Source organism: Microbacterium indicum DSM 19969, assembly GCF_000422385.1.
Taxonomy (GTDB): Bacteria; Actinomycetota; Actinomycetes; order Actinomycetales; family Microbacteriaceae; genus Microbacterium; species Microbacterium indicum.
The window spans coordinates 152,673-175,310 of the sequence record NZ_AULR01000002.1; the positions used below are offsets into that span (position 1 = coordinate 152,673).

At 71.1% G+C, this 22,638-nt stretch carries 26 protein-coding genes, 2 tRNA genes and 1 pseudogene; 14 read left to right on the forward strand and 15 right to left on the reverse strand.

Features of this window, described 5'->3' with window-relative positions:
• The first annotated feature begins 18 nt into the window (after positions 1-18).
• From dinB to H576_RS0103335, 3 genes are read left to right on the forward strand one after another with little or no spacing between them, the layout of a single operon-like run.
• A complete protein-coding gene (gene dinB / locus H576_RS0103325; protein ID WP_029149756.1) occupies positions 19-1,281 on the forward strand; it encodes a DNA polymerase IV in 1,263 nt (420 codons plus the stop codon).
• Positions 1,282-1,298: 17 nt separating this feature from the next.
• Positions 1,299-1,625, forward strand: a complete 327-nt coding sequence (locus tag H576_RS0103330; protein WP_029149757.1) for a hypothetical protein — start codon at positions 1,299-1,301, stop codon at positions 1,623-1,625.
• Positions 1,622-2,194: a nucleoside/nucleotide kinase family protein gene (locus H576_RS0103335; protein ID WP_029149758.1), complete on the forward strand. Its 573-nt coding sequence runs from the start codon at positions 1,622-1,624 to the stop codon at positions 2,192-2,194. The genes H576_RS0103330 and H576_RS0103335 overlap by 4 nt, the downstream gene beginning before the upstream one ends.
• Here H576_RS0103335 and H576_RS0103340 read toward each other — a convergent pair.
• From H576_RS0103340 to H576_RS0103365, 6 genes are all read right to left on the reverse strand, one after another.
• Positions 2,172-2,648: a DUF2017 family protein gene (locus H576_RS0103340; protein WP_029149759.1), complete on the reverse strand. Its 477-nt coding sequence runs from the start codon at positions 2,646-2,648 to the stop codon at positions 2,172-2,174. The genes H576_RS0103335 and H576_RS0103340 overlap by 23 nt on opposite strands.
• Positions 2,645-2,950 carry an ATP-dependent Clp protease adapter ClpS gene (clpS, locus tag H576_RS0103345; protein WP_029149760.1) on the reverse strand — a complete coding sequence of 102 codons (306 nt, stop codon included), beginning with the start codon at positions 2,948-2,950 and terminating at the stop codon, positions 2,645-2,647. Before clpS ends, H576_RS0103340 begins: the two co-directional genes overlap by 4 nt.
• Positions 2,941-3,291 (reverse strand): metallopeptidase family protein, encoded by a 351-nt coding sequence (locus tag H576_RS0103350; RefSeq protein WP_029149761.1) that lies wholly within the window; start codon positions 3,289-3,291, stop codon positions 2,941-2,943. The genes clpS and H576_RS0103350 overlap by 10 nt, the downstream gene beginning before the upstream one ends.
• A gap of 3 nt (positions 3,292-3,294) precedes the next feature.
• A tRNA-His gene (locus H576_RS0103355) sits at positions 3,295-3,370 on the reverse strand.
• Positions 3,371-3,464: 94 nt separating this feature from the next.
• Complete coding sequence (gene orn / locus H576_RS0103360; RefSeq protein WP_029149762.1) at positions 3,465-4,085, reverse strand: oligoribonuclease; 621 nt, start codon at positions 4,083-4,085, stop codon at positions 3,465-3,467.
• A gap of 35 nt (positions 4,086-4,120) precedes the next feature.
• Positions 4,121-4,193 (reverse strand) — tRNA-Arg (locus H576_RS0103365).
• A 57-nt stretch (positions 4,194-4,250) separates the two neighbouring features.
• Here H576_RS0103365 and msrA point away from each other — a divergent pair.
• The 4 genes from msrA (at position 4,251) to ettA (ending at position 7,817) form a co-directional block, all read left to right on the forward strand.
• Positions 4,251-4,811: a peptide-methionine (S)-S-oxide reductase MsrA gene (msrA, locus tag H576_RS0103370; RefSeq protein WP_036319089.1), complete on the forward strand. Its 561-nt coding sequence runs from the start codon at positions 4,251-4,253 to the stop codon at positions 4,809-4,811.
• Positions 4,808-5,359: an NUDIX hydrolase gene (locus H576_RS14150; RefSeq protein ID WP_051172103.1), complete on the forward strand. Its 552-nt coding sequence runs from the start codon at positions 4,808-4,810 to the stop codon at positions 5,357-5,359. Before msrA ends, H576_RS14150 begins: the two co-directional genes overlap by 4 nt.
• Positions 5,360-5,525: 166 nt before the next feature.
• Positions 5,526-6,080 carry a single-stranded DNA-binding protein gene (locus H576_RS16060; RefSeq protein WP_051172105.1) on the forward strand — a complete coding sequence of 185 codons (555 nt, stop codon included), beginning with the start codon at positions 5,526-5,528 and terminating at the stop codon, positions 6,078-6,080.
• Positions 6,081-6,134: 54 nt separating this feature from the next.
• Positions 6,135-7,817, forward strand: a complete 1,683-nt coding sequence (gene ettA, locus H576_RS0103385) for an energy-dependent translational throttle protein EttA (protein WP_029149764.1) — start codon at positions 6,135-6,137, stop codon at positions 7,815-7,817.
• 60 nt (positions 7,818-7,877) lie between these two features.
• Here the strand turns inward: ettA and H576_RS0103390 are convergent, their stop codons facing one another.
• From H576_RS0103390 to H576_RS0103410, 5 genes are all read right to left on the reverse strand, one after another.
• Positions 7,878-8,780: a glycine betaine ABC transporter substrate-binding protein gene (locus H576_RS0103390; protein WP_029149765.1), complete on the reverse strand. Its 903-nt coding sequence runs from the start codon at positions 8,778-8,780 to the stop codon at positions 7,878-7,880.
• A 112-nt stretch (positions 8,781-8,892) separates the two neighbouring features.
• Positions 8,893-9,816 carry a glycine betaine ABC transporter substrate-binding protein gene (locus tag H576_RS0103395; protein WP_029149766.1) on the reverse strand — a complete coding sequence of 308 codons (924 nt, stop codon included), beginning with the start codon at positions 9,814-9,816 and terminating at the stop codon, positions 8,893-8,895.
• Between the two features lie 105 nt (positions 9,817-9,921).
• The gene (locus H576_RS0103400; protein ID WP_029149767.1) at positions 9,922-10,827 is read right to left on the reverse strand and encodes a glycine betaine ABC transporter substrate-binding protein; all 906 of its coding nucleotides are present in this window, start codon (positions 10,825-10,827) and stop codon (positions 9,922-9,924) included.
• Positions 10,828-10,864: 37 nt separating this feature from the next.
• Positions 10,865-11,794 carry an ABC transporter permease gene (locus H576_RS0103405; protein WP_029149768.1) on the reverse strand — a complete coding sequence of 310 codons (930 nt, stop codon included), beginning with the start codon at positions 11,792-11,794 and terminating at the stop codon, positions 10,865-10,867.
• Positions 11,794-13,098, reverse strand: a complete 1,305-nt coding sequence (locus H576_RS0103410) for a quaternary amine ABC transporter ATP-binding protein (RefSeq protein ID WP_342664872.1) — start codon at positions 13,096-13,098, stop codon at positions 11,794-11,796. Before H576_RS0103410 ends, H576_RS0103405 begins: the two co-directional genes overlap by 1 nt.
• A 335-nt stretch (positions 13,099-13,433) precedes the next feature.
• On the opposite strand from H576_RS0103410, the gene H576_RS0103415 reads away from it, so the two are divergent.
• The 3 genes from H576_RS0103415 to sufU are packed head-to-tail and all read left to right on the forward strand — an operon-like array spanning position 13,434 to position 15,639.
• Positions 13,434-13,904: an acyl-CoA thioesterase gene (locus tag H576_RS0103415; RefSeq protein ID WP_029149770.1), complete on the forward strand. Its 471-nt coding sequence runs from the start codon at positions 13,434-13,436 to the stop codon at positions 13,902-13,904.
• A 41-nt stretch (positions 13,905-13,945) separates the two neighbouring features.
• Positions 13,946-15,208, forward strand: a complete 1,263-nt coding sequence (locus tag H576_RS0103420; protein WP_084502412.1) for a SufS family cysteine desulfurase — start codon at positions 13,946-13,948, stop codon at positions 15,206-15,208.
• The gene (gene sufU, locus H576_RS0103425; protein ID WP_029149772.1) at positions 15,205-15,639 is read left to right on the forward strand and encodes a Fe-S cluster assembly sulfur transfer protein SufU; all 435 of its coding nucleotides are present in this window, start codon (positions 15,205-15,207) and stop codon (positions 15,637-15,639) included. Before H576_RS0103420 ends, sufU begins: the two co-directional genes overlap by 4 nt.
• A gap of 49 nt (positions 15,640-15,688) precedes the next feature.
• Here sufU and H576_RS0103430 read toward each other — a convergent pair whose 3' ends face one another.
• Complete coding sequence (locus H576_RS0103430) at positions 15,689-15,916, reverse strand: hypothetical protein (protein ID WP_029149773.1); 228 nt, start codon at positions 15,914-15,916, stop codon at positions 15,689-15,691.
• 38 nt (positions 15,917-15,954) lie between these two features.
• Between H576_RS0103430 and fecE the strand changes: the two are divergent.
• Positions 15,955-16,206, forward strand: a pseudogene (gene fecE, locus H576_RS0103435) (Fe(3+) dicitrate ABC transporter ATP-binding protein FecE); the annotation flags it as partial.
• On the opposite strand, the gene H576_RS0103440 reads toward fecE, so the two are convergent.
• A complete protein-coding gene (locus H576_RS0103440; RefSeq protein ID WP_029149775.1) occupies positions 16,203-16,868 on the reverse strand; it encodes a DUF8185 domain-containing protein in 666 nt (221 codons plus the stop codon). The pseudogene fecE and the gene H576_RS0103440 sit on opposite strands and share 4 nt — an antisense overlap.
• Positions 16,869-16,886: 18 nt before the next feature.
• On the opposite strand from H576_RS0103440, the gene H576_RS0103445 reads away from it, so the two are divergent.
• Positions 16,887-17,753, forward strand: coding sequence for an acyl-CoA thioesterase (locus tag H576_RS0103445; protein ID WP_029149776.1), 867 nt, complete (start codon positions 16,887-16,889; stop codon positions 17,751-17,753).
• A gap of 3 nt (positions 17,754-17,756) precedes the next feature.
• Here the strand turns inward: H576_RS0103445 and H576_RS0103450 are convergent, their stop codons facing one another.
• Both H576_RS0103450 and pepN read right to left on the reverse strand, forming a co-directional pair.
• Positions 17,757-18,167, reverse strand: coding sequence for a globin (locus H576_RS0103450; RefSeq protein WP_051172107.1), 411 nt, complete (start codon positions 18,165-18,167; stop codon positions 17,757-17,759).
• Complete coding sequence (gene pepN, locus H576_RS0103455) at positions 18,167-20,731, reverse strand: aminopeptidase N (protein WP_029149778.1); 2,565 nt, start codon at positions 20,729-20,731, stop codon at positions 18,167-18,169. The genes H576_RS0103450 and pepN overlap by 1 nt, the downstream gene beginning before the upstream one ends.
• Before the next feature lie 135 nt (positions 20,732-20,866).
• Here pepN and H576_RS0103460 point away from each other — a divergent pair, with 135 nt between their 5' ends.
• Positions 20,867-22,090, forward strand: a complete 1,224-nt coding sequence (locus H576_RS0103460) for a ferrochelatase (RefSeq protein ID WP_051172109.1) — start codon at positions 20,867-20,869, stop codon at positions 22,088-22,090.
• 47 nt (positions 22,091-22,137) lie between these two features.
• A complete protein-coding gene (locus H576_RS0103465) occupies positions 22,138-22,635 on the forward strand; it encodes a ribose-5-phosphate isomerase (RefSeq protein ID WP_029149780.1) in 498 nt (165 codons plus the stop codon).
• Positions 22,636-22,638 lie beyond the last annotated feature (3 nt).

Genomic DNA, 22,638 nt, shown 5'->3' on the forward strand with positions numbered 1-22,638 from the left:
CTCGGCGAGAATGGAGGGGTGGGCAGGCAGGACGGATCAGGGCGGCTCGTGTCGCCCGAGGGCGCCGACGACACGGGGGCGGTCGTGCTGCACGTCGACATGGACGCCTTCTACGCGTCGGTCGAGGTGCTCGACGACCCCTCCCTCGCGGGCAGGCCCGTCATCATCGCGCATCCCGACGGCCGGTCGGTCGTCTCGAGCGCGTCGTACGAGGCGCGGCGCTTCGGCGTGCGCTCGGCGATGCCGATCGCACAGGCGATCCGGCGCTGCCCCCAGGGCGTCATCGTGCCGCCGCATTTCGACCGCTACCGCGCCGTCTCCGAGCAGGTGATGGAGATCTTCCGCAGCATCACGCCCCTCGTCGAGCAGCTCTCGATTGACGAGGCCTTCCTCGACGTGTCGGGCGCCCGTCGCCTCTGGGGAGGCCCGGGCGAGATCGCGCGCATGCTCCGGCGCCGCGTGCGCGCGGAGGCGGGGATCGTGTGCAGCGTCGGCGCCGCCGCGACGAAGCACGTCGCGAAGATGGCGTCGACGATCTCGAAGCCCGACGGCCTGGTGATCGTGCCCGAGTCGCGCACGCAGGAGTTCCTCGATCCGCGCCCCGTGGGCGCCATGTGGGGCGTCGGCCCCAAAGCGGCCGAGGCGCTCGGGAACCGCGGGATCCGGACCATCGCCGACGTCCGTGAGACGCCGGTCGACGCCCTGGCGCGGATCGTCGGCCCGGCCCAGGGGCGGCGGATCCACGACCTCGCCCACGGGCGCGACGCGCGCGGCGTCGAGACCGAACGGGTCGAGAAGAGCGTCTCGCACGAGGAGACCTTCCCCCGAGACGTGACCGATCCCGAACTGCTGCGCGCCGAGCTCCTGCGCCTGGCCGACCGCGTCGCGGTGCGCCTCCGGCGCTCGGGCGTCGAGGCATCCGGCGTCGCGATCAAGCTGCGTTTCAGCGACTTCGCGACGATCACCCGGTCCCAGGCGCTGGCCGAGCCGACCGCGCTCGGCCAGCGGATCGGGCAGGAGGCGCGCACCCTGTTCGACGGGGTCGCGCTGCGGGCGCCCGTGCGCCTCATCGGGGTGCGCGCCGAGCGCCTCGTCCCCGCGGGGTCGGCCGCGCTGGCTCTCTGGGACGAGGACGGAGAGTGGAAGAAGGCCGAGAACGCCCTCGACCGCGCGGCGGCGAAGTTCGGCGCCGGCGCCCTGACGCGCGCGGCGTTCCTTCCGACCGAGACGCGCGGCGCCCACCTCCCGTCGTCCGATCGCCCCGCTGAGGACAGCGACTGAGCGGTTAGCATGGACCCATGCCCAACATCGCGATCGAACTCGGCAAGATCAGTGCGAACCTCGGCGTCACGGCCGCCTACGGCGAGCAGCAGGACCTCGACGGCGTGAAGGTGCTGCCCGTCGCGGCGACCTGGAGCGGCTTCGGCGGGGGCTCCGACGAGGCGGGCACGGGCGGCGGTGGCGGCGGCGGGTTCTCGCTGCCCGTCGGCGCCTACGTGCGCCGCGGATCCGAGTTCCGCTTCGCGCCGAACATCGTGACGCTCCTCGCGGTCCTCACGCCCTTCGTGTGGGTCTCGGGGCGCGCCCTCGGGTTCGTGCTCAAGACCGCGAAGAAGAAGCGCTGACGGCTCCGACCCGCACGGTCGCGGCGGCCGACGCGGCGGCCGCGACCGTCCGCCGCGTCCGGGAGACGTGGGCTCGCCGCGTCGTGATCGACGGGCGCAGCGGCGCGGGGAAGACCACGGCGGCCCGCGCCCTCGTCGACGCGTGGCCGCTCCCGGGCGGCGCGCGCCTCGTGTCGCTCGATGAGCTCTACCCGGGGTGGGGCGGGCTGCGGGCCGCGTCGCCGATCGCGGCCGGACTGCTGCGGGCCCACGCGGAGGGGCTGGCGGGGGAGTACCGCCGCTGGGACTGGGAGCGCGAGGAGTGGACCCCCGAGGCGCATGTCGTGGATCCCGGGACGGCGCTCGTCGTCGAGGGGTGCGGTGCGCTCACCGCCGACGCCGCGGCCTTCGCCGACCTCGCGGTGTGGATGGACGGCGACGCCGCTGAGCGCCGGCGGCGCGCGCTCGACCGCGACGGCGAGCTCTTCGAGCCCTACTGGGACATGTGGGCCGAGCAGGAGCGAGAGCACATCGCGGCCGAGGACCCCGCGTCGCTCGCCGACATCGTCAGCTCTCTGCCGCCTCGATGAGGCCCTCGAGGCGGTATCCCAGCCACTCGTAGAGGCCGAACCGCGGATCCGCGTCGTCGTGCTCGGCGCCCGCGTCGATCCCGAGACGGCTCGCGAGCACGAGCCGGACGGCGGCGAGCGTGCGCAGCCATGCCTCGAGCTTCTCCTCGCCCTCGATCGAGACGTCGACGGGCGAGAGCGCCTCGTCGAGCTCGGCGTGATCGATGCGCTGGAGGTCCTGCTGCACGATCGCGGCGTCGTGGGCGCGCCGGCCGAGGAGCTCGCCGCGCGTCACCTGCTGGAACTCCCGCGCCGCATCGGGGTCGTCGGTGTACGCCGGGGGCGTGAGCCGCTCGACGGCGGGATCGTCGTGCTGCGGGTCCTCGCCGACGAGCTCGGCGAACTGCGTCACGAGATCGAGCAGGTGCGTCGCCTCGATGCGGGTGAGGGTGAGGATGACGAGGCGGTCGGTCACTGCGGTGCCCTTCGTACGGTGGCCCAGAGGCCGTAGTCGTGCATCGCCTGCGCGTGCAGCTCCATCTGCTCGCGTGCGCCCTCGGCGACGACCGCGAGGCCGTCGTTGTGCACGGCGAGCATGCGCTCGGTCGCCTTCTCCTGCGTGAAGCCGAAGTACTCGCGGAAGACGCGCACGACGTAGCTCATGAGGTTGACGGGATCGTCCCACACGACGGTCTGCCACGGGGTCTGCGGGTCGAGAGCGGCCTCCTCGGCGACGCGCTCGCCGGTCTCCGGCATCGCGATCGACATCACGCCCACCCCAACTCGTGCAGCCGTTCGTCGTCGATCCCGTAGAAGTGCCCGATCTCGTGCACGAGCGTCGTGTGGACCTCGTCGCGCAGCTCGTCCAGGGTCTCGCAGGCGGCGAGGTGGGGCTCGCGGTACACGATGATCCGATCCGGCAGCTCGCCCATGCCGTAGCGGTCGCGCTCGGTCAGGGCGAGGCCGTCGTACAGACCGAGGAGGTCGAGGGATCCGTCCTCAGGGCGATCCTCGACGACGAACACGACGTTGTCGAGGCCGTCGATCATCTCGTCGGGGAGGGCGTCGAGCTCTGCGACGACGAGTGCCTCGAAGGCGTCGGAGTCAAGACTCAACATGATTGGGGTGGCTAACCGGGCTTGAACCGGCGACCTCCTGGACCACAACCAGGCGCTCTACCAACTGAGCTATAGCCACCGTAGCCTCGCAGTGCGGGGCAACCTGACTATTCTTGCACGCGCTGTGAGCGCGGCGCACATCGGGCACCCAGCGTGTCGCGCCGGGAGGCGGATCAGAGGTGCTGGGCGAAGTCCGCGACGACCTCGGCGGCGATCGCCTGCGCCTCGTCCGAGGTCGGGCCGGGCTCGGCGAAGGCGGTCCTGCGGTAGTAGCGCAGCTCGCGGATCGACTCGAGGATGTCGGCGAGCGCGCGGTGGCCGCCGTTCTTCTCGGGCGACTGGAAGTACACGCGGGGCATCCACCGGCGCGCGAGCTCCTTGATGCTCGACACGTCGACGTTGCGGTAGTGCAGGTAGGTGTCGAGGTCGGGCATGTACTTCGCGAGGAACATGCGGTCGGTGCCGATCGTGTTGCCCGCGAGGGGCGCCTTGCCCTCCTGCGGCACGAAGCGCCGGACGTACTCGATGACCTGGCGTTCGGCTTCGGCGAGGTCGAGGCCGTTCGGGATCTCGAGGTCGAGGCCGCTCGTCTCGTGCATCTTCGTCACGAAGTCGTTCATGTGGTCGAGCGCCGCCTGCGAGGGCTTGATGACGAGGTCGAGACCGGGGTCCAGGATCTTCAGGTCGAAGTCGGTCACCACGACCGCCACCTCGACGAGCTCGTCGATCGCGGGGTCGAGACCCGTCATCTCGCAGTCGATCCACACGAGCCGGTCGTTCTCTGCTGCGCTCACAGCGCGCCTCGATTCTCTTCGTCTGACATGCGTCGTCCCCCAGACAGGATTCGAACCTGCGACAACGACGCTTAGAAGGCGTGTGCTCTTCCGCTGAGCTACTAGGGGGTGTGCCGTATCAGGTTACCGGCGCCTCCTCCGCGGGCGCCGCGTACCGTGGGAGGCATGAGCAAGAACCTCCAGACCTTCGTCCTCGCGGGTGGGTGCTTCTGGTGCCTCGACGCCGCGTATCGCGCGCTCGACGGCGTCGAGAGCGTCGTCTCCGGATACACAGGCGGCTCGGTCGACGCCCCGTCGTACGAGCTCGTCTGCACGGGCCGCACGGGCCATGCCGAGGCCGTGAAGGTGACCTTCGACGCCGACGTGATCCCCGCCGACACGATCCTCGACGCCTACTTCACGATGCACGACCCCCGCCAGCTCGACCACCAGGGCGCCGACACGGGCACCCAGTACCGTTCGGCGATGTTCTTCGCGGACGACGCGCAGAAGGCGCTGTTCGAGGCCGCGCGCGATCGCGCGGCCGACACGTGGGACGCCCCGATCGGGCGGGTCGAGGGCACCGTGGTCACGACGATCGAGCCCGCGGGGACGTGGTGGGACGCCGAGGACTACCACCAGGACTTCTTCACGAAGAACCCGGGCCAGGGGTACTGCCTCGCGGTCGCGGTGCCCAAGGTGAACAAGGTCCGCGCGGCCTTCTCGCAGTACGTCAAGGTCGCGTGACGGCCGATCTCGCGGGCGACGCGGCGCGGACCCTCGTCGGCTGGGAGCCGCGGAACGACGACGAGCGACGCACGCTCGCGTCGTTCCGCGGCTTCTTCGAGGCGGGCGACGGGCCGATGGGGCGGGGCGCGGGCCGCGACCACGCGACGGCCTCGTGCGTCGTGCTCTCATCGGATCTCGCGCGCACGCTCCTGGTGTTCCACGGCAAGGGCCGCTTCTGGGTGCAGCCGGGCGGCCACATCGAGGAGGGCGATGCGTCGATCGTCGAGGCCGGGCTCCGCGAGCTGCGCGAGGAGACGGGCGTGAGCCTCGGCGCCGACAGCGTCCGCGGGCTCGACCTCGACCACCACGCGCTTGACGCGGCCTTCGGGGCGTGCGCGTCGCACCTCGACTTCGGCGTCATAGCGATCGCGGATCCGCACACCGAGCTCGTCGTGAGCGACGAATCGGAGGACGTCAGGTGGTTCGACGTCGACGCTCTTCCCGAGGTGGTGGCGGGGAGCCTGCCGCGCCGCGTCGCGGCGGCCGTCGTCCGCCTCGGCGGCTGACGGGTCCGGCCGCCGGGCGTGTCGGGGCCCGGGTCAGCGCGTCCACAGCCGCGGATCCCGGGGAGTTGTGCGACATCCTCGACAGCTGTCCGAGTGACCGGGGTGCCTCGCGGTCGAGCGTGATCCCAGCGGCCGATCGGCGGCCGCCCGACGAAGGGATCACACCGTGTCCGACCACATCTCGATCTGCGGCAACATCGGCTCCGACGCCGCGCGCATCCCCAGCCCTGACGGGCGCACCGTCGTGAAGTTCACGGTCGCGAGCTCCGCGCGCATGCGCGACAGGGAGACGGGCGAGTGGGTCGACGGGCCCGCGAGCTGGTTCGACGTCCTCGTGCGCGGCGCGCTCGGCGAGAACGCCGAGGCGTCTCTCGTGCGGGGGCAGCGCGTCGTCGTCGCCGGGCAGCTGCGCGTGAAGCGGTGGCACCGCGACGAGCGCTCGGGGATCGCGGTCGAGATCCAGGCCGACGCGATCGGGCCCGATCTGCGCTTCGGCCGCGCGACCTTCCAGCGCACGGCGTCGTCGCGGCAGCCGGAGGAGGCGTCGACGCAGTCCGTCGAGCGCGCGCCCGCGGGCGATGGCGAGGCGTGGGCGACGCCGGGGGAGCCCCCGCAGCGCACGGCCCCGCCCGAGGAGCCCCCGCCCGCGTCGGCCCCGGGCGAGTGGGACGCCATCGCGGTCCCGGAGGGCGGCATCGAGCTCGCGGAGACGCCCTTCTGACACCGGCGGAACGGCTCGTGCCGCGGTGCGTCTCCCCGTAGACTGGGCGCAACTATGGCTGAGTACATTTTCCAGATGGTCCGCGCCCGCAAGACGGTGGGCGACAAGGTGATCCTCGACGACGTCTCGATGTCGTTCTTCCCGGGCGCCAAGATCGGCATGGTCGGTCCGAACGGCGCGGGGAAGTCGACGATCCTCAAGATCATGGCCGGGCTCGACCAGCCCTCGAACGGCGACGCGACGCTGACGCCCGGGTTCTCGGTCGGCATCCTCATGCAGGAGCCCGAGCTCGACGAAACGAAGTCGGTGCTCGAGAACGTGCAGGACGGCGTCCGCGAGATCAAGGACAAGGTGGACCGCTTCAACCAGATCTCCGCCGAGATGGCCGAGCCCGACGCCGACTTCGACGCGCTGCTCGAGGAGATGGGCAAGCTCCAGGAGGCCATCGACGCGGCCGACGCGTGGGACCTCGACGCGCAGCTCGAACAGGCGATGGACGCCCTGCGCACGCCCCCGGGCGACGCGCAGATCGCGAACCTCTCGGGCGGCGAGAAGCGCCGCGTCGCGCTCTGCAAGCTGCTCCTCGAGAAGCCCGACCTGCTGCTCCTCGACGAGCCCACCAACCACCTCGACGCCGAGAGCGTGCTCTGGCTCGAGCAGCACCTCCAGCAGTACCCCGGCGCCGTCATCGCCGTCACGCACGACAGGTACTTCCTCGACCACGTCGCGCAGTGGATCGCCGAGGTCGACCGCGGCCGCCTCTACCCCTACGAGGGCAACTACTCGACCTATCTCGAGAAGAAGGCCGAGCGTCTCGAGGTCCAGGGCAAGAAGGACGCGAAGCTCCAGAAGCGCCTCAAGGACGAGCTCGAGTGGGTCAAGTCCAACGCGAAGGGCCGCCAGGCGAAGTCGAAGGCGCGCCTCGCTCGATACGAGGAGATGGCGGCCGAGGCCGAGCGCACGAAGAAGCTCGACTTCGAGGAGATCCAGATCCCAGCGGGCCCGCGCCTCGGATCCCTCGTGATCGAGGCGAAGGACCTCGTCAAGGGCTTCGACGACCGCACGCTCATCCAGGACCTGAGCTTCAGCCTCCCGCCGAACGGCATCGTCGGCGTGATCGGCCCGAACGGCGTCGGCAAGACGACCCTGTTCAAGACGATCGTCGGCCTCGAGCCGCTCGACGGCGGCGAGCTGCGCATCGGCGAGACCGTCAAGCTCAGCTACGTCGACCAGACGCGCGGCGGCATCGACCCCGAGAAGACGCTCTGGGAGGTCGTGTCCGACGGGCTCGACATCATGATGGTCGGCAAGACCGAGGTGCCCTCGCGCGCCTATGTGTCGAAGTTCGGGTTCAAGGGCCCCGACCAGCAGAAGAAGGCCGGCGTCCTCTCGGGCGGCGAGCGCAACCGCCTGAACCTCGCGCTCACGCTCAAGCAGGGCGGCAACGTGCTGCTCCTCGACGAGCCGACCAACGACCTCGACGTCGAGACGCTGGCTTCGCTCGAGAACGCGCTCCTCGAGTTCCCGGGCTGCGCTGTGGTGGTGACGCACGACCGGTGGTTCCTCGACCGGATCGCGACCCACATCCTCGCCTACGAGGGCACGGAGGAGAACCCCGCGAACTGGTACTGGTTCGAGGGCAACTTCGAGGCCTACGAGGCGAACAAGGTCGAGCGTCTCGGCCCCGACGCCGCGCGCCCGCACCGCACGACGCACCGCAAGCTCACGCGCGACTGACGCGCAGACGACGGATGGCCCGCACCGAACCCGGTGCGGGCCATCCGTCGTCCGGGGGGGCTACGCCGTCAGGCCGTCGACGTAGTCGCGGTTGTCGGCGATCCAGTCGGCGACGACGGGGCCGTAGTCGTCGACCTGCTCCCCGCTCGCGAACATCGCGGCCTCGAGCGACTGCAGGTGGTCGAGGTCCATCGTGAAGCCCTCGAGCCACCCCGCGACCTCGGGTTCGTCCTCCCGGAAGCCCGTGCGCGCCGTGATCTGCATGGTCTCGGCGTCGCCGTAGGTGTTCTCGGGGTCCTCGAGGTTCTTGAGGTCGTACTGGTCGTAAGCCCAGTGCGGCTCCCAGAGCGTGACGACGATGTTCTCGCCCGACGACATCGCGGCGTCGAGCTCGGACAGCATCGCGGCGCTCGAGGAGGTCGTGAAGTCCATCCCCTCGAGGCCGTAGGTCGGGATGACGACGTCGGCCGTCGTGGTCGTGAGGCCGGCGCCGGGGTCGGTCCCCACGATCGTCCCGTCGAACTCGGCGGCGTGGTCGGCGAGCTCCGCGATCGAGTCGATCGGGGCGTCGGCGTTGACCGCGAGGTGGTTCTGCGCGTCCTCGTTCCAGGTGCCGAGGACGTCGAGCTGGTCGCCCAGCTCGTCGAAGTACGACGCGTGCGTGACGGGCAGCCACGTGTCGGTGAAGAAGTCGTAGTCGCCGGCCGCGAGGCCCGCGTAGACCGCGGCCGCGTCGGCGTACTCGATGTCGACGGAGTAGCCCTGCTCCTCGAGCACGGCCTTCCAGAGCTCGGAGCTCGCGATCCCTTCGTCCCAACCGGCGATGGCGGGGATCGTCAGGGATCCCTTCGCGTCGGATCCTCCGGATGAGGCGACGTCCTCCGTCGAGGCGACGCAGCCCGTCAGGGCGAGCGCGGCCGCGCCCGCGAGGGCTCCGGCCGTCGCGATCCTTCGGGTGATCATGTGCTTCCTTCCTGGGCGGCGGGACGCTCCCGCCGTCCGCACGCGACGAGGGGGCCGCCGCAGGGCACAGGGCCGCTGCTGTGACCCCCTCGTCGCACGATGGGCGGGTCGATCAGGCGGTGAGCCCGTCGACGTAGTCCTGGTTGTCGGCGATCCAGTCGGAGACGACGGGACCGAAGTCGTCGATCTCCTCGTCGTCCGAGAACATGACGGCCTCGAGCGACTGGAGCTGGTCGAGGCTCATCGTGAAGTTCGACAGCCAGTCGGCGAGCTCGGGGTAGTCGTCGGCGAAGTCGGACCGCGCCGTGACCTGCATCGTCTCGGCGTCGCCGAGCGTGTTCTCCGGGTCCTCGAGGTTCTTGAGGTCGAACTTCGAGTAGGCCCAGTGGGGCTGCCAGAGCGTCACGACGACGTTCTCGCCCGCGTCCTCCGATGCCTGCAGCTCGGTGAGCATCGCGGCGGTCGACGAGGTCTGGTAGTCCATGCCCTCGAGGCCGTACGTCGGGATCACCCTGTCCTGCGTGGCCTCCGTGAGGCCGGCGCCGGGTTCGATGCCCACGAGTGTGTCGCCGAACTCGTCGGCGTGGTCGGCGAGCTCGGTGAGCGAGTCGATGGGCGCGTCGGCGTTGACCGCGATGGTGTTCTGCGCGTCCTCATTCCACGTGCCGAGGGTCGCGATGTCGTCGCCGTACTCGTCCATGTAGGTCTTGTGCGTCAGCGGCATCCACGTGTCGGTGTAGAAGTCGTAGTCGCCGGCAGCGAGGCCCGCGTAGACGGTCGCGGCGTCGGCGTACTCGATGTCGACGGAGTAGCCCTGCTCCTCGAGCACGGCCTTCCAGAGCTCGGAGCTCGCGACGCCCTCGTCCCAGCCGGCGATGGCGGGGATCGTCAGGGACCCCTTCGAATCGCCGCCCGAGGATGACCCTCCGGATGCGACGTCGTCGGCCGACGCGACGCATCCCGCGAGGGCGAGCGTGACGGCGCCGAGCGCGGCACCGGAGAAGAGGAGCTTGCGGTTTCGGTTTCGGGTGAGCATGTCTTCGTCCTTCCTGGCGTGCGAGAACCTCTCGCCGCCGGTGTACGACGAAGGGACCGCCACCTGGCCGGTGACGGCCCCTTCCTCACACGTATCTCGTGTCGGTCAGGCCGTGAGCCCGTCGACGTAGTCCTGGTTGTCGGCGACCCAGTCGCGCACGATGGGCTCCCAGTCCTCGGCGTCCGCGTTCTGGTTGAACATCAGATCCTCGAGGTCGGCGAGGAGGTCGGTGTCCATCGTGAAGCCGGCGAGCCAGCCCTCGACCTCGGGGAAGTCGTCGGCGAAGCCCTCGCGGCTGTACACGTTGAGCGACTCGGCGTCGCCGAGCGCGCCCTTCGGGTCGTCGAGGTTCTTGATGTCGAACGCCGAGTAGGCCCAGTGGGGCTCCCACAGCGTCACGACGACGTTCTCGCCCGCATTCAGCGACGCCTGCAGCTCGGCGAGCATCGCGGGGGTCGACGAGGTCTGGAAGTCCATGCCCTCGAGGCCGTACTCCGGGATCACCGAGTCGGTCATCGCGCTCGTCAGGCCCGCGCCGGGCTCGATGCCGACGATCGTGTTCCCGAACTCGTCGGCGTTCGCCGCGAGGTCCTCGAGCGAGTCGATCGGGGCGTCGGCGTTGACCGCGACGGTCAGCTTGGAGTCCTCGTTCCAGGTGCCGACCTTCTCGATGCGGTCGCCATAGGTCTCGAGGTACTCGGCGTGGGTCGTAGGCTCCCAGACGTCGGTCGTGATGTCGTAGTCGCCGTCGCTCAGGCCCTGGAACACCGTTCCGGCGTCCACGGGGTCGATCTCGACGTCGTAGCCGGCGTCCTCGAGGATGACGCGCCACAGCTCGCTGGTGGCGATGCCCTCCTCCCAGCCGCTGAACTCGGCGATCCGGATGGTGCCCTTCGAGTCGCCGGAGTCCGACGAGCCGCCGGACACGTCCTCTGCAGAGGCGACGCAGCCCGTGAGGGAGAGCGCTCCGGCCGCGATGAGGGCCGTGGCGGAGAAGATCCGCTTCTTCATGCTGTGTGTTTCCTTTCGTGCAGGCCTGTCAGGGAGGTCAAGCTGCGGCTTCCTGCTTGGCCGAACGGCGCTTCGCGACGAAGGCGCGGATCTGCGCGAGCAGGCCCATCTTCTTGCCGAAGGCGCCCGTGAGGCGGTCGAGGATGATCGCGATGACGACCACCGAGAGCCCTGCCTCGACGCCGAGCGCGGTGTCGAGACGGCCGAGGCTCGCGTAGACGTCGCCTCCGAGGCCGCCGGCCCCGACCATGCCCGCGATGACGACCATCGAGAGCGAGAGCATGATGACCTGGTTCACGCCCGCCATGATCGACGGGAGCGCGAGGGGGAGCTGGATCTGGCGCAGGATGCGGCTCGGGGCCGCGCCGAACGCCTGTCCGGCCTCGACGACCTCGCTGTCGACTCCGCGGATGCCCAGCTCGGTGAGGCGGACCCCCGGCGCGAGCGAGAAGAGGATCGTCGCGACGATGCCGGGGGCGACGCCGACGCGCAGCAGGAGCAGCGCGGGGACGAGGTACACGAACGCCGGCATGGTCTGCAGCAGGTCGAGGACGGGGCGGATGATCGCCGAGAAGCGGTTGCTCTTGGCGGCCGCGATGCCGAGGGGGATCGCGATGACGAGCGACCAGAAGGTCGCGACGATCACGAGCGACAGCGTCGCCATCGCGTTGTCCCACTGCGCGACCGAGGCGATGAAGAGCATGCCGATGAGCGTTCCGGCGCCGAACACCCAGCCGCGCGCCAGGAGGGCGATCGCGACGATGACGACGATGACGAGCGACATGCCGGTGACGGCGAGCTGGCCGGGGACGATCCAGAAGTAGTCGGCGCCGAGCAGGGTGTACAGCGCGTTGTACATGCTCGTGAAGATCGTGCGGAGCACGTCGAACAGCCCGTGGGCGTTGGCGACGAGCCAGTCGACGACGTCGGCGGCCCAGGATCCGAGGGGAAGACGGGGGAAGTCCATCAGTTCGCCTCCTTCGTGTCGGCGGGCTGGGCATCGGGGTCGGAGTCGGCGAGCACCTGGTCGATGACGCTCGTGGGCACGGGCTCCTGCGGCAGGGTGATCTCGCCCGTCGCGTCGGGGCCGGGGCCGAGGGCGGCCAGCAGCGTGACGCGGGGGATGACCCCGACCAGGCGCTCGCGCTCGTCGACGACCGCGAGCGGCAGCGGCGACTCGACCGCGGGGACGAAGACGTCCACCAGCACATCGGTCGCGTGGACGACGGCGGGAGCCGGCTTCATGATGTTCGCGAGCGAGCGGTCGCCGCGGCGCACGGCCTTGACGGCGTCGCGGTCCGAGACCATGCCGACGAGCTTGCGGTTGCGGTCGACGACGTACGCGGCGGCGAGGAACGGGTCGCGCATGGCGCGTAGGGCCGTGCGGGGGCCGGCCGTCTCGGAGACGACGGGTCGCGGGCGCTCCATGACGTTGCCGGCCGTGAGCACACGCGCGCGGTCGACGTCCTGGACGAACTGCTCGACGTAGTCGTTCGCGGGGTCGGTGAGGATGTCCTCGGGCGAGCCGATCTGCACGATGCGGCCGTCGCGCATGACCGCGATCCTGTCGCCGAGGAACATCGCCTCGTTGAGGTCGTGCGTGATGAAGATGATCGTCTTGCCGAGCGTCTCCTGCAGCTCGAGCAGCTGCTCCTGCATCTCGCGGCGGATCAGGGGGTCGAGGGCGCTGAACGCCTCATCCATCAGGAGGATGTCGGTGTCGGCAGCGAGGGCGCGGGCGATGCCGACGCGCTGCTGCATGCCTCCCGAGAGCTCGCTCGGGAGCTTGTCGCCCCACGAGCCGAGGTCGACGAGGTCGAGGATCTCCTGCGCGCGAGCCAGGCGCTTGGCCTTCGCGACGCCTTGGATCTCGAGCGGGTACGCCACGTTGTCGATGACGGTGCGGTGCGGAAGCAGCGCGAAGTGCTGGAAGACCATCGAGATGTGGTCGCGGCGGATGCCGCGCAGCTTCGCGTCCGAGGTCTGGGTGATGTCCTGGCCGAGGATCTCGACCGAGCCCGCGGTCGCGGGGTGCAGCCCGTTGAGGGTGCGGATGAGCGTCGACTTGCCGGAGCCCGAGAGCCCCATGACGACGAAGATCTCGCCGCGCTTCACCTCGAAGGAGGCGTCGATCACGGCGGCGGTGGACCCGTCGAGCTCGGTGCGCGGGGTTCCCGCGCGCAGCTTCTCGACGGCTTCGTGCTGGCGGCGTCCGAAGACCTTGTAGAGGCCCTCGACGCGCACGAGCACGTCTGAATTGTTCTCTGTCACGTTCCTCTGCGACGAGCGCGTCCATGACGCAACATGCACGCTCGAAGCCCTGGTTGACGGATCTGGATAGTGCGTCGCCCTGGCCGTGTCTGACGCGTCACCGAGGGCGGAAATCATCGGGCGCCGGGTTGCGCGGCGGCGCCTCGTGCTCATCAAGCATAGCCGGGGGTCTCAGACGAAAGGGCTCGGGACCGGCCATAATCCGTTTTCCGATCGGAGTATCGCGCCCGCGCGCGCACGCGTATAAGAGAAGTGTCGGGCGTCGCGGCTAGGGTCGAAGGGGCCGCCCGGACCGTCACACGATCTTCACCTGGCGGTCAGAACGGAGCATCCGCGTGACGCACACGATCGACGTCCCGATCCACCTGCGCTGGGGCGATCAGGACGCCTTCGGCCACATCAACAACGTGCAGGCGATGCGCATTCTCGAGGAGGCGCGCCTCCGGGCGTTCTGGGTCCACGAGGATCCCGCCCGCTCCTACGACGCCGCCGTGATCCGCCCCGATCTGCGGGTCGGCGACGAGGGGCCGTATTTCGTCGTCATCGCTCGCCACGAGGTCGAGTACACGGTGCAGATGCCGTACGCGCACGAGCCCGTGACCGTGCGCATGTGGTTCGCGAAGCTCGGCGGTTCGTCGGCCGAGCTGCAGTACGAGATCGTGCGCGGCGACGCGGTGCACGTGCGCGCGGCGTCGACGATCGTCCTCATCGACCAGGCGTCGGGCCGCCCCGTGCGCCTTCCGCGGGCGATGCGCGACGCGTGGACGCCGTACATCGGCGAGCCGCTCGCGTTCCACCGCAGGTGACGGCCCCCGATCCGGCGCCCGGTGCGCCCCGATGCGAGAGGATGGAAGGCATGCCGACGACTCCTGGCGCGGTTGCACGCGCCGACTTCCCCTACTTCGCCGCGCACCCGCGTTCGGTGTATCTCGACACCGGCGCGACGGCGCAGCGCCCGTCCGCCGTCATCGACGCCGAGGCGGCCTTCGTGCGGAGCGACTACGCGGCCGTCCACCGCGGATCCAGCATGGCGACGGGCGAGGCGACCGGCGCCTACGAGGCGGCGCGCGAGCGGATCGCGGGCTTCGTCGGCGCCGGGGAACGCGAGATCGCGTTCAGCGAGAACGCGACCGACGCGCTCAATATGATCGCCCTCGGCATGGCCGACGCCTCGGCCGGCCTCGGGGGCGAGCGCTTCGCCCTCGCGCCCGGCGACGAGATCGTCGTCACGGGGGCCGAGCACCACGCGAACCTCATCCCGTGGCAGCGGCTCGCCGCCAAGACGGGCGCTGCGCTGCGCTGGGCGCCGGTCGACGAGCGCGGCCTCTGGACGATCGACGGCCTCCGCGCGGCGACGAGCCCGCGCACCCGCGTGATCGCGGTCGCCCACGTCTCGAACGTCACGGGTCAGATCGCGCCCGTCGAGGACGTCGTGCAGCTCTCGCGCGAGGTCGGCGCTCTCACGGTGCTCGACGCGTGCCAGTCGGCGCCGCACATGCCGCTCGACCTCGGCACCCTCGGCGTCGACTTCGCGGCGTTCTCGGCGCACAAGATGACGGGCCCGACGGGCATCGGCGCCCTGTACGGACGCGCCGAGCTGCTCGACGAGCTTCCCCCCGCCCGCACGGGCGGGTCGATGATCACGGTCGTGACGATGGAGGAGGCCGAGTTCCTCCCGGCCCCGCAGCGCTTCGAGGCGGGGACGCAGCCGGTCAGCCAGGCCGTCGGCTTCGGCGCGGCTGTCGACTACCTCTCGGCGATCGGCATGGACGCGATCGCACGCCACGAGGCTGAGATCGCGCAGTCGCTGCTCGCCGCCGTCGAGCGCGTCCCCGGTGTGCGGGCCGTGGGGCCGCAGGCCGGCGAGGAGCGCGGATCGCTCGTGAGCTTCATCGTCGACGGCGTCCACGCCCACGACGTCGGGCAGTTCCTCGACGACCGCGGCATCACCGTCCGCACGGGGCACCACTGCGCGCAGCCCCTGCACCGGGCGCTCGGCACCCCGTCGACGACCCGCGCGTCGGCCGGCGTCTACTCGACCGAAGACGACGTCGACGCGCTCGAATCCGCGCTCCGCGAGGTGCGCCCGTTCTTCGGAGCAGACAGGTGAACGATCTCGAGGCCATGTACCAGGAGCTGATCCTGGACCACGCGCGCACGCCCGAGGGCACGGGGGATCCGGCCGCGCACCCCTTCACGCATCACGAGCTGAACCCGTCGTGCGGCGACGAGATCACGATGGGGATCACGGTCGACGACGGCGTCATCTCGGGGCTCGCCTGGGAGGGCCAGGGCTGCAGCATCTCGATGTCGTCGGCGTCGATCATGAGCGGACTCCTGACGGGAGCCCCCGTCGCCGACGCGCAGGCGCGCATCGACGAGTTCCGCGAGATGATGCGCTCGCGGGGCGCCGTCGAGCCCAGCGAGGAGCTCGGCGACGCGGCCGCGTTCCAGAACACGGCGAAGTACGTCATGCGCGTCAAGTGCGCGATGCTCGCGTGGGTCGCGCTCGAGGCCGACCTCAAGGCGGCCGCGGCCTGATCGGGCCCCGCCCGCGCCCCCGCCGGGGGCACGCGGGCGGGGACGCCGGTCACACGGCGTCGGCCGTGACGGCGAAGTAGCGGTCGCGCCGCAGCAGGCGCTGGCGTGCCGTCCAGTGCGACATGCGCGCGGCCGAGGCCCAGGAGAGGTCGACGGGCTCCGCGGTCGCGGCCCCCGCCTGCTTCCAGAACCGCGCCGCGGCCTCGGCGCTCGTGATGTCCGAGAACGGCGTCGGGACGGGCGAGCCGGGCGCGACGCCCTCCGGGTGCTTCTGCATGCCCAGCGCCTTCTGCGCGCGGGCTCACCGACGTGCACGGGACGACGGTCGTCGCGGTGCTCCACGATCTCAACCACGCGGCCAGGTACGCCGACCACGTCATCGCGATCCGCGACGGCGACGTCGTCGCGGACGGGCCGCCCGAGAGCGTCATCACGGCCGAGACCGTCGAGGACGTCTTCGGCGTCGCGTGCCGCGTCATCGACGATCCCGAGACGGGGACCCCGCTCGTCGTCCCGGGCGCCGGGTCCCACGCGCGCCGAAGAGGCGCAGCGCGGCACCGCTCCTAGGCGGCCGAACCCGTCGCGCGCACGGCGGTCAGGCCCACGGCGGCCGGGCCGCGCGACAGGATGTGCCCGCGCGTGAGCGTGACGCGGTTCCACCGGCCCGACGTCGTGACGCGGGCGGGCTCCTCGCCCGAGATGAAGCCGAACGAGAACGCCGCGAACGCGACGCCGAGCGGCAGGCCCCCGAGGTCGTCGTCGGGCGCGCCCCACACCGACCCGCGGACGGCGCGGACCGCGTCCTCGCCGGCGTCGGTCGGCACCTGGTGCGCTACGGCCGCGATGCCCCACTGCGCACGGGTCGCGAGGGTCGACGCCGCGATCTCGCCCGCCGCCGTCCACCCGGCGCGCGGGGGAGCGACGCCCGCCCACGCCGGGGCGAGCGAGGTATCGGGGAGCTCGAGGGCGGTCGGCTCATCGCTCTCGCGGAGCTCCGAGACGACGAGGTCGCACTCGAGCTCGGGGTCGGAGGCGAGGATCCGCATCGCGAGCACCGTCGGCGTGCGGTCGAGGAGGCCCTGCGGCGCGAGCGCGGCCGACGTCATCGCGAGGACTCCGCCCGCGGCCTGCAGGCGGACGCCGTCGGCGCCGATCATCGCCGCGCGCCCCGCGAACGTCAGGGCGTCTCGCGCCGAAGGGGGATCCGCCAGAACCAGTCGCGCGCTCATCCTCTCTAGGATATTCAGGTGGCCGAGTTCGTTCCTCCGAAGTTCCCCGTCGACACCCTCACGGCGGTGCTGAACCTCGAGCACCAGACGGCGCGCACGAGCGAGGACATCTTCGTCGGGCGCTCGCACCCCATGCCGAACCACCGCGTGTTCGGCGGCCAGGTGGTCGCCCAGTGCGTCACGGCCGCGGCTCGGACGCTGCCGGGCGACCGCGCGCCGCACTCGATGCACGGCTACTTCCTCCGCCCCGGAGCGACGGACGAGCCCATCACCTTCGGCGTCGACCGGATCCACGACGGCCGCTCGTTCGCGCAGCGGCGCGTGCAGGCGTATCAGCAGGGCGTCCCGATCTTCAGCGGCATCGTGTCGTTCCAGGACGCTGATCCCGGGATCTCGTTCCAGCGTGCGATGCCTGACGTCCCGGGCCCCGACGAGGTGCGGGCGATCGATCTCGACGCCGCGGGCGCGCCGAGCCTCCTCCGCCACAGCCCCATCGAGGTCCGATACATCGACGGCGACGTGTTCGCGCGCGTCGACGAGACAGAGCCGCGCCAGCGCGTCTGGATGCGCACGCGCGGATCGCTCGGCGACGACCCGCTGCTGCACCGCGCCGCGATCGCCTACATGAGCGACTGGACGATCCAGGACCCCACGCTCCGCGGCGCGGGGGTGCCGTGGGCCACGCCGGGCATCCGCCAGGCGAGCCTGGACCACGCCATCTGGTGGCACCGCGACGCGCGCGCCGACGAGTGGCTCCTCTACGCGACCGAGGCGCCGAGCGCCCAGGGCGGGCGCGGGCTCAACCTCGGGACGATCCACACGCTGTCCGGCGAGGTGGTCGCGACGACGGCGCAGGAGACGATGCTCCGCGTCCCCGGGGCCTGATCCCTACTGCTCGAAGGTGTTGACCATCGCGTGCGCGGCGCGCTCGAGATAGTCCCAGAGCGTCGCCTCGTGCACGGGGGAGAGGCCCGCCTCTTCGACCGCGGTGCGCATGCACCGGAGCCAGCGGTCGCGGGCGTCGGGATTCACCCGGAACGGCATGTGCCGCATGCGCAGGCGCGGGTGCCCGCGCTCCTCGCCGTACGTCGTGGGGCCGCCCCAGTACTGCTCGAGGAACATCAGCATGCGCCGCTCGGCGGGCGCGAGATCCTCCTCGGGGTACATCGGCCGCAGCACGGGGTCGAGCGCGACCTCGCGGTAGAACACGCTCGCGATGCGCTCGAACGTCGCGCGGCCGCCCACCTGCTCGTAGAACGTGGAGGTGGGCAGGCCGCCCGTCGGCTGGATCTCGACCATCAGACCTGCTCGTCGGCTTCGGCGTCGCGCTCCTGCGCCGAGAGGGCGCGCTCGACGCCCGAGAGGTTCTCGCTCACGAGGCGGCGCAGCGCCGCGGGGGCGTCGGCGTTCTCGGCGAGCCACGCGCGCGTCGCGTCGCGGAGCGCGGCGTCGGCGAGCGGGGCCGGGTAGATGAGCTCGATGAGGTAGCTCGCGATCTGGAACGTGCGCCCCTGCCACACCGGCAGCAGCATGTCGAAGTACTTCGGCACATAGGCCGCGAGGTCGTCGCGGGTCGCGGGATGCACGAAGCCCAGAGCGGCCGCGCGCACGACGGTGTTGGGCAGCTCGTCGCTCTCGATGAGCGACGCCCAGGCGGCCGCCTTCGCCTCGGCGCCGGGCAGAGCGGCGCGGGCCTGCGCGGCGAACTCGCCGCCCTTCGCGGTGTTGTCCGACGCGAGCGCCGCGTCGATGTCGGCGCCCGTGACGGCGCCGCCCGCGGCGAGCGAGATGAGCAGCTGCCACGAGAGGTCGTCGTCGATCGCGAGGCCGTCGAGCGCGACGGACCCGTCGCGCAGCGCGGCGACCTGCTCCCACTGCTCGGCGGTCGACGCGGCCTGGGCGAACGCCGTCGCGAGCTGCAGCTGGAGGTCGCTCCCGGCCGCGGCCTCGCCGAGCAGGCGCCAGAGGCCCCGGGCGAGCTTCGAACGCTCCGCGCCGCGCGTGGAGGGCTCGGTGTAGCTGTTCGCCGCGAGGCGTGCCTGCGCGAGCACCGTGCGGATGGTCGTCGACGCGGTCTCGGATCCGATGCCCTGCAGCACGAGGTCGACGTAGTCGCGCGCGGCCATCTCGCCGTCTCGCGTCATGTCCCACGCGGCGCTCCACACGAGGCCGCGGGCGAGCGGGTCGGCGATGTCGGCGACGTGCGCGATCGCGGTGGCGAGGCTCGCCTCGTCGAGGCGGATCTTCGCGTAGGCGAGGTCGCCGTCGTTGAGGAGGACGAGGTCGGGGCGGCGGCGGCCCTTGAGCTCGGTGATCTCGGTCACGTCGCCGTCGACGTCGACGTCGACGCGGTGCGTGCGCTCGAGGCGGCCGCCGCGCAGCTCGTAGAAGCCGATGCCCATGCGGTGCGGACGGATCGTCGGGTAGTCGGACGGCGCGGTCTGAAGGACGGCGAAGCGCGTGATCGTCCCGTCGACGTCGTCGTCGATCGCCGGCGTCAGGGTGTTGACGCCCGCGGTCTCGAGCCACTTCGTCGACCAGGTCGCGAGGTCGCGGCCGCTCGTGCGCTCGAGCTCCACGAGGAGGTCGCGCAGCGTCGTGTTGCCGTAGGAGTGCGCGCGGAAGTAGGCGCCGACGCCCTGGAAGAACGCGTCGATGCCCACGTACGCCGCGAGCTGCTTGAGCACCGAGGCGCCCTTCGCGTACGTGATGCCGTCGAAGTTGACCTGCACGTCCTCGAGATCCGAGATCTCGGCGGCGATGGGGTGGGTCGAGGGCAGCTGGTCCTGGTTGTACGCCCAGCTCTTCTCGGACGCCGTGAACGTCACCCAGGCGTCGGTCCACTCGGTGGCCTCGGCGGTCGCCATGGTCGACGCCCACTCGGCGAACGACTCGTTGAGCCACAGGTCGTTCCACCACTGCATCGTGACGAGGTCGCCGAACCACATGTGGGCGAGCTCGTGGAGGATCGTGACGACGCGGCGCTCGCGCACGGCGTCGGTGACGGCGCTGCGGAACACGTAGGTCTCGGTGAAGGTGACGGCTCCGGCGTTCTCCATCGCGCCCGCGTTGAACTCGGGGACGAAGAGCTGGTCGTACTTTGCGAAGGGGTAGGGGACCCCGAACTTGTCCTCGTAGTAGGCGAAGCCCTGCTTCGTCTTCTCGAAGACGTACTCGGCGTCCATGAAGGGCCAGAGGCTCCGGCGCGCGAACACGCCGAGCGGCACCGTGCGGCCCTCGCTGTTCACGAGCTCGTCCCGCACCTCCTCGTAGGGGCCCGCGACGAGCGCCGTGATGTACGACGAGATCCGCGGCGTCGGCTCGAAGCCCCAGGTCGCGATGCCGCCGTCCTCGTGGGGGATCGGCTCGGGCGTCGGCTGGTTCGAGACGACCTTCCACGAGGCGGGGGCTGTGACGGTGAACTGGAACGTCGCCTTGAGGTCGGGCTGCTCGAAGACCGCGAAGACGCGGCGCGAGTCGGGCACCTCGAACTGCGTGTAGAGGTAGACCTCGCCGTCGACGGGGTCGACGAAGCGGTGCAGGCCCTCGCCCGTGTTCGTGTACTCGCAGTCGGCGTCGATCACAAGCTCGTTCTCGGCCTCGAGGGCCTCGAGGCGGATCCGGGAGTCGCCGAACGCTGCGGCGGGCTCGATCTCGCGGCCGTTGAGCGTGATCTCGCGCACGTCGCGCGCGATGAGGTCGATGAAGGTGTTCGAGCCGGGCGTGGCGGCGAACCGCACGACGCTGCGCGACCCGAACACCTCGGCTCCCTTCGTGAGGTCGAGGGTCACCGCGTAGCTCTGGGTGTCGACGACGGCGCGTCGCTCCTGCGCTTCCAGGCGGGTGAGGTTCTCTCCAGGCACTGTCCTGCTCCCATGTGGGGTTCGTCGGGGGGATGCGCCGGGGCATGGATCGGCCACGGGCAACCCGTACAGCCTACGGTGCCGAGCCCCGACCTGGATGAGACCTGAAACGCCGTCTTCTACAGAGGTGCGAAAATGGATTGCGTGAGCAACGCCGCACAGGAGACCGACACCGTCCTCTACGCATCCGCCGCCGCGTCGTCGGGAGCCCCCTACGTCGAGGAGCCGGTCGCCTACGACGCGATCCTGCTCTCGAGCTTCGGCGGCCCCGAGGGACAGGGTGACGTGATCCCGTTCCTCCGCAACGTGACGCGCGGCCGGGGGATCCCCGACGAGCGCCTCGAGGAGGTCGCGACCCACTACCGCCACTTCGGCGGCGTGAGCCCGATCAACGCCCAGAACCGGGAGCTGAAGGCGGCCATCGAGGCCGAGATCGCGCGCCGCGGGCTCGGGCTCCCCGTCTACTGGGGCAACCGCAACTGGCACCCGATGCTCGAGGACACGGTGCGCGAGGCGTACGCCGACGGGCACCGCACGGTCCTGGCCCTCGCGACGAGCGCGTACAGCTCCTACTCGAGTGACCGCCAGTACCGCGAGGACTTCGCCCTCGCCCTCGGGCCCGTCGAGGACGGCGGCACGGGGCTGGGCCTCGGCGACGACCCCATGACGATCGACAAGATCCGCCTCTTCTTCGATCACCCGGGCTTCGTCGAGCCCTTCTTCGAGGGGGTCCGCGACGCCGTCGCCGCGTGGCTGGCCGAGGGCCGCCCCGCGTCCGAGATCCGGATCCTGTTCTCGACGCACTCGATCCCCACGGGCGACGCCGAGCGCTCGGGCCCGCGCGACCGCGACTTCGGCGAGGGCGGCGCGTACGCGGCGCAGCACCGCGCGGTCGCCGAGCACATCATGAAGCGCCTCGTCGCCGAGAACCCGGCCGCGGAAGGCATCGACTGGACGCTCGTGTACCAGTCGCGCTCGGGCCCCGCATCGCAGCCGTGGCTCGAGCCCGACGTCAACGACGTGATCGCCGAGCTCCCCGCCCAGGGCGCGACGGCCGTCGCCGTCGTGCCGCTCGGGTTCGTGAGCGACCACATGGAGGTCCTCTGGGACCTCGACACCGAGGCGAAGGAGTCGGCCGAGGAAGCCGGGCTCGCGTTCGTCCGCACGCAGTCGCCCGGCGTGCACCCCGCCTACGTCGCGGGGCTCGTCGACCTCATCGAGGAGCGCCTGAACGGCACGCCCGCCGCCGAGCGCCCGCACGTGACCGACCTCGGGCCGTGGTTCGACGTGTCGCGGCCCGGCGACTGCGAGAACGCGCGCCTCGGCTTCCGCCCGGCGGCCGCGGGCATCGCGCCCTGAACCGCGCCGCTCCGCGACCGCTCATCGAATAGGGAAGAATCGGCTTCATGCGCATCCACATCGCCACCGACCACGCAGGGCTCGAGTTCTCGGGGGAGCTGCAGCAGCACCTCATCGACCAGGGCCACGAGGTCGTCGACTACGGGCCCGTCGAATACGATGCGCTCGACGACTACCCCGCGTTCTGCATCCGCGCCGCCGAGGCGGTCGTCGCCGACCAGCGCGCGGGCGCCGAGGCGCTCGGCGTCGTGTTCGGCGGATCGGGCAACGGCGAGCAGATCGCGGCGAACAAGGTCGAGGGCGTGCGCGCGGCGCTCGTCTGGAACGACTCGACGGCTGAGCTCGCGCGCGAGCACAACGACGCCAACGTGATCTCGATCGGCGCGCGCCAGCACACCGTGGAGGAGGTCTTCCGATTCGTGGACCTCTTCATCGCGACGCCGTTCACGGGCGAGGAGCGCCACGCGCGCCGCATCGCGCAGCTCGCCGACTACGAGCGCGACGGCTCGCTCGTCGACACGCCCGCACCCCGGGTCCGGAGCTGACGC

What these genes read in the sequence shown, in the direction of transcription:
- H576_RS0103420 (WP_084502412.1), top strand. Translation starts at nt 13,946, where the DNA reads ATGGAAGGCATGCCGACGACTCCTGGCGCGGTTGCACGCGCCGACTTC.
- msrA (WP_036319089.1), top strand. Translation starts at nt 4,251, where the DNA reads ATGAGCAAGAACCTCCAGACCTTCGTCCTCGCGGGTGGGTGCTTCTGG.
- ettA (WP_029149764.1), top strand. Translation starts at nt 6,135, where the DNA reads ATGGCTGAGTACATTTTCCAGATGGTCCGCGCCCGCAAGACGGTGGGC.
- H576_RS0103430 (WP_029149773.1), bottom strand. Translation starts at nt 15,916, where the DNA reads ATGCAGAAGCACCCGGAGGGCGTCGCGCCCGGCTCGCCCGTCCCGACG.
- H576_RS0103330 (WP_029149757.1), top strand. Translation starts at nt 1,299, where the DNA reads ATGCCCAACATCGCGATCGAACTCGGCAAGATCAGTGCGAACCTCGGC.
- H576_RS0103400 (WP_029149767.1), bottom strand. Translation starts at nt 10,827, where the DNA reads ATGAAGAAGCGGATCTTCTCCGCCACGGCCCTCATCGCGGCCGGAGCG.
- H576_RS0103350 (WP_029149761.1), bottom strand. Translation starts at nt 3,291, where the DNA reads ATGTTGAGTCTTGACTCCGACGCCTTCGAGGCACTCGTCGTCGCAGAG.
- H576_RS0103440 (WP_029149775.1), bottom strand. Translation starts at nt 16,868, where the DNA reads ATGAGCGCGCGACTGGTTCTGGCGGATCCCCCTTCGGCGCGAGACGCC.
- H576_RS0103405 (WP_029149768.1), bottom strand. Translation starts at nt 11,794, where the DNA reads ATGGACTTCCCCCGTCTTCCCCTCGGATCCTGGGCCGCCGACGTCGTC.
- H576_RS0103465 (WP_029149780.1), top strand. Translation starts at nt 22,138, where the DNA reads ATGCGCATCCACATCGCCACCGACCACGCAGGGCTCGAGTTCTCGGGG.
- H576_RS0103395 (WP_029149766.1), bottom strand. Translation starts at nt 9,816, where the DNA reads ATGCTCACCCGAAACCGAAACCGCAAGCTCCTCTTCTCCGGTGCCGCG.
- H576_RS0103390 (WP_029149765.1), bottom strand. Translation starts at nt 8,780, where the DNA reads ATGATCACCCGAAGGATCGCGACGGCCGGAGCCCTCGCGGGCGCGGCC.
- H576_RS0103460 (WP_051172109.1), top strand. Translation starts at nt 20,867, where the DNA reads ATGGATTGCGTGAGCAACGCCGCACAGGAGACCGACACCGTCCTCTAC.
- H576_RS0103450 (WP_051172107.1), bottom strand. Translation starts at nt 18,167, where the DNA reads ATGGTCGAGATCCAGCCGACGGGCGGCCTGCCCACCTCCACGTTCTAC.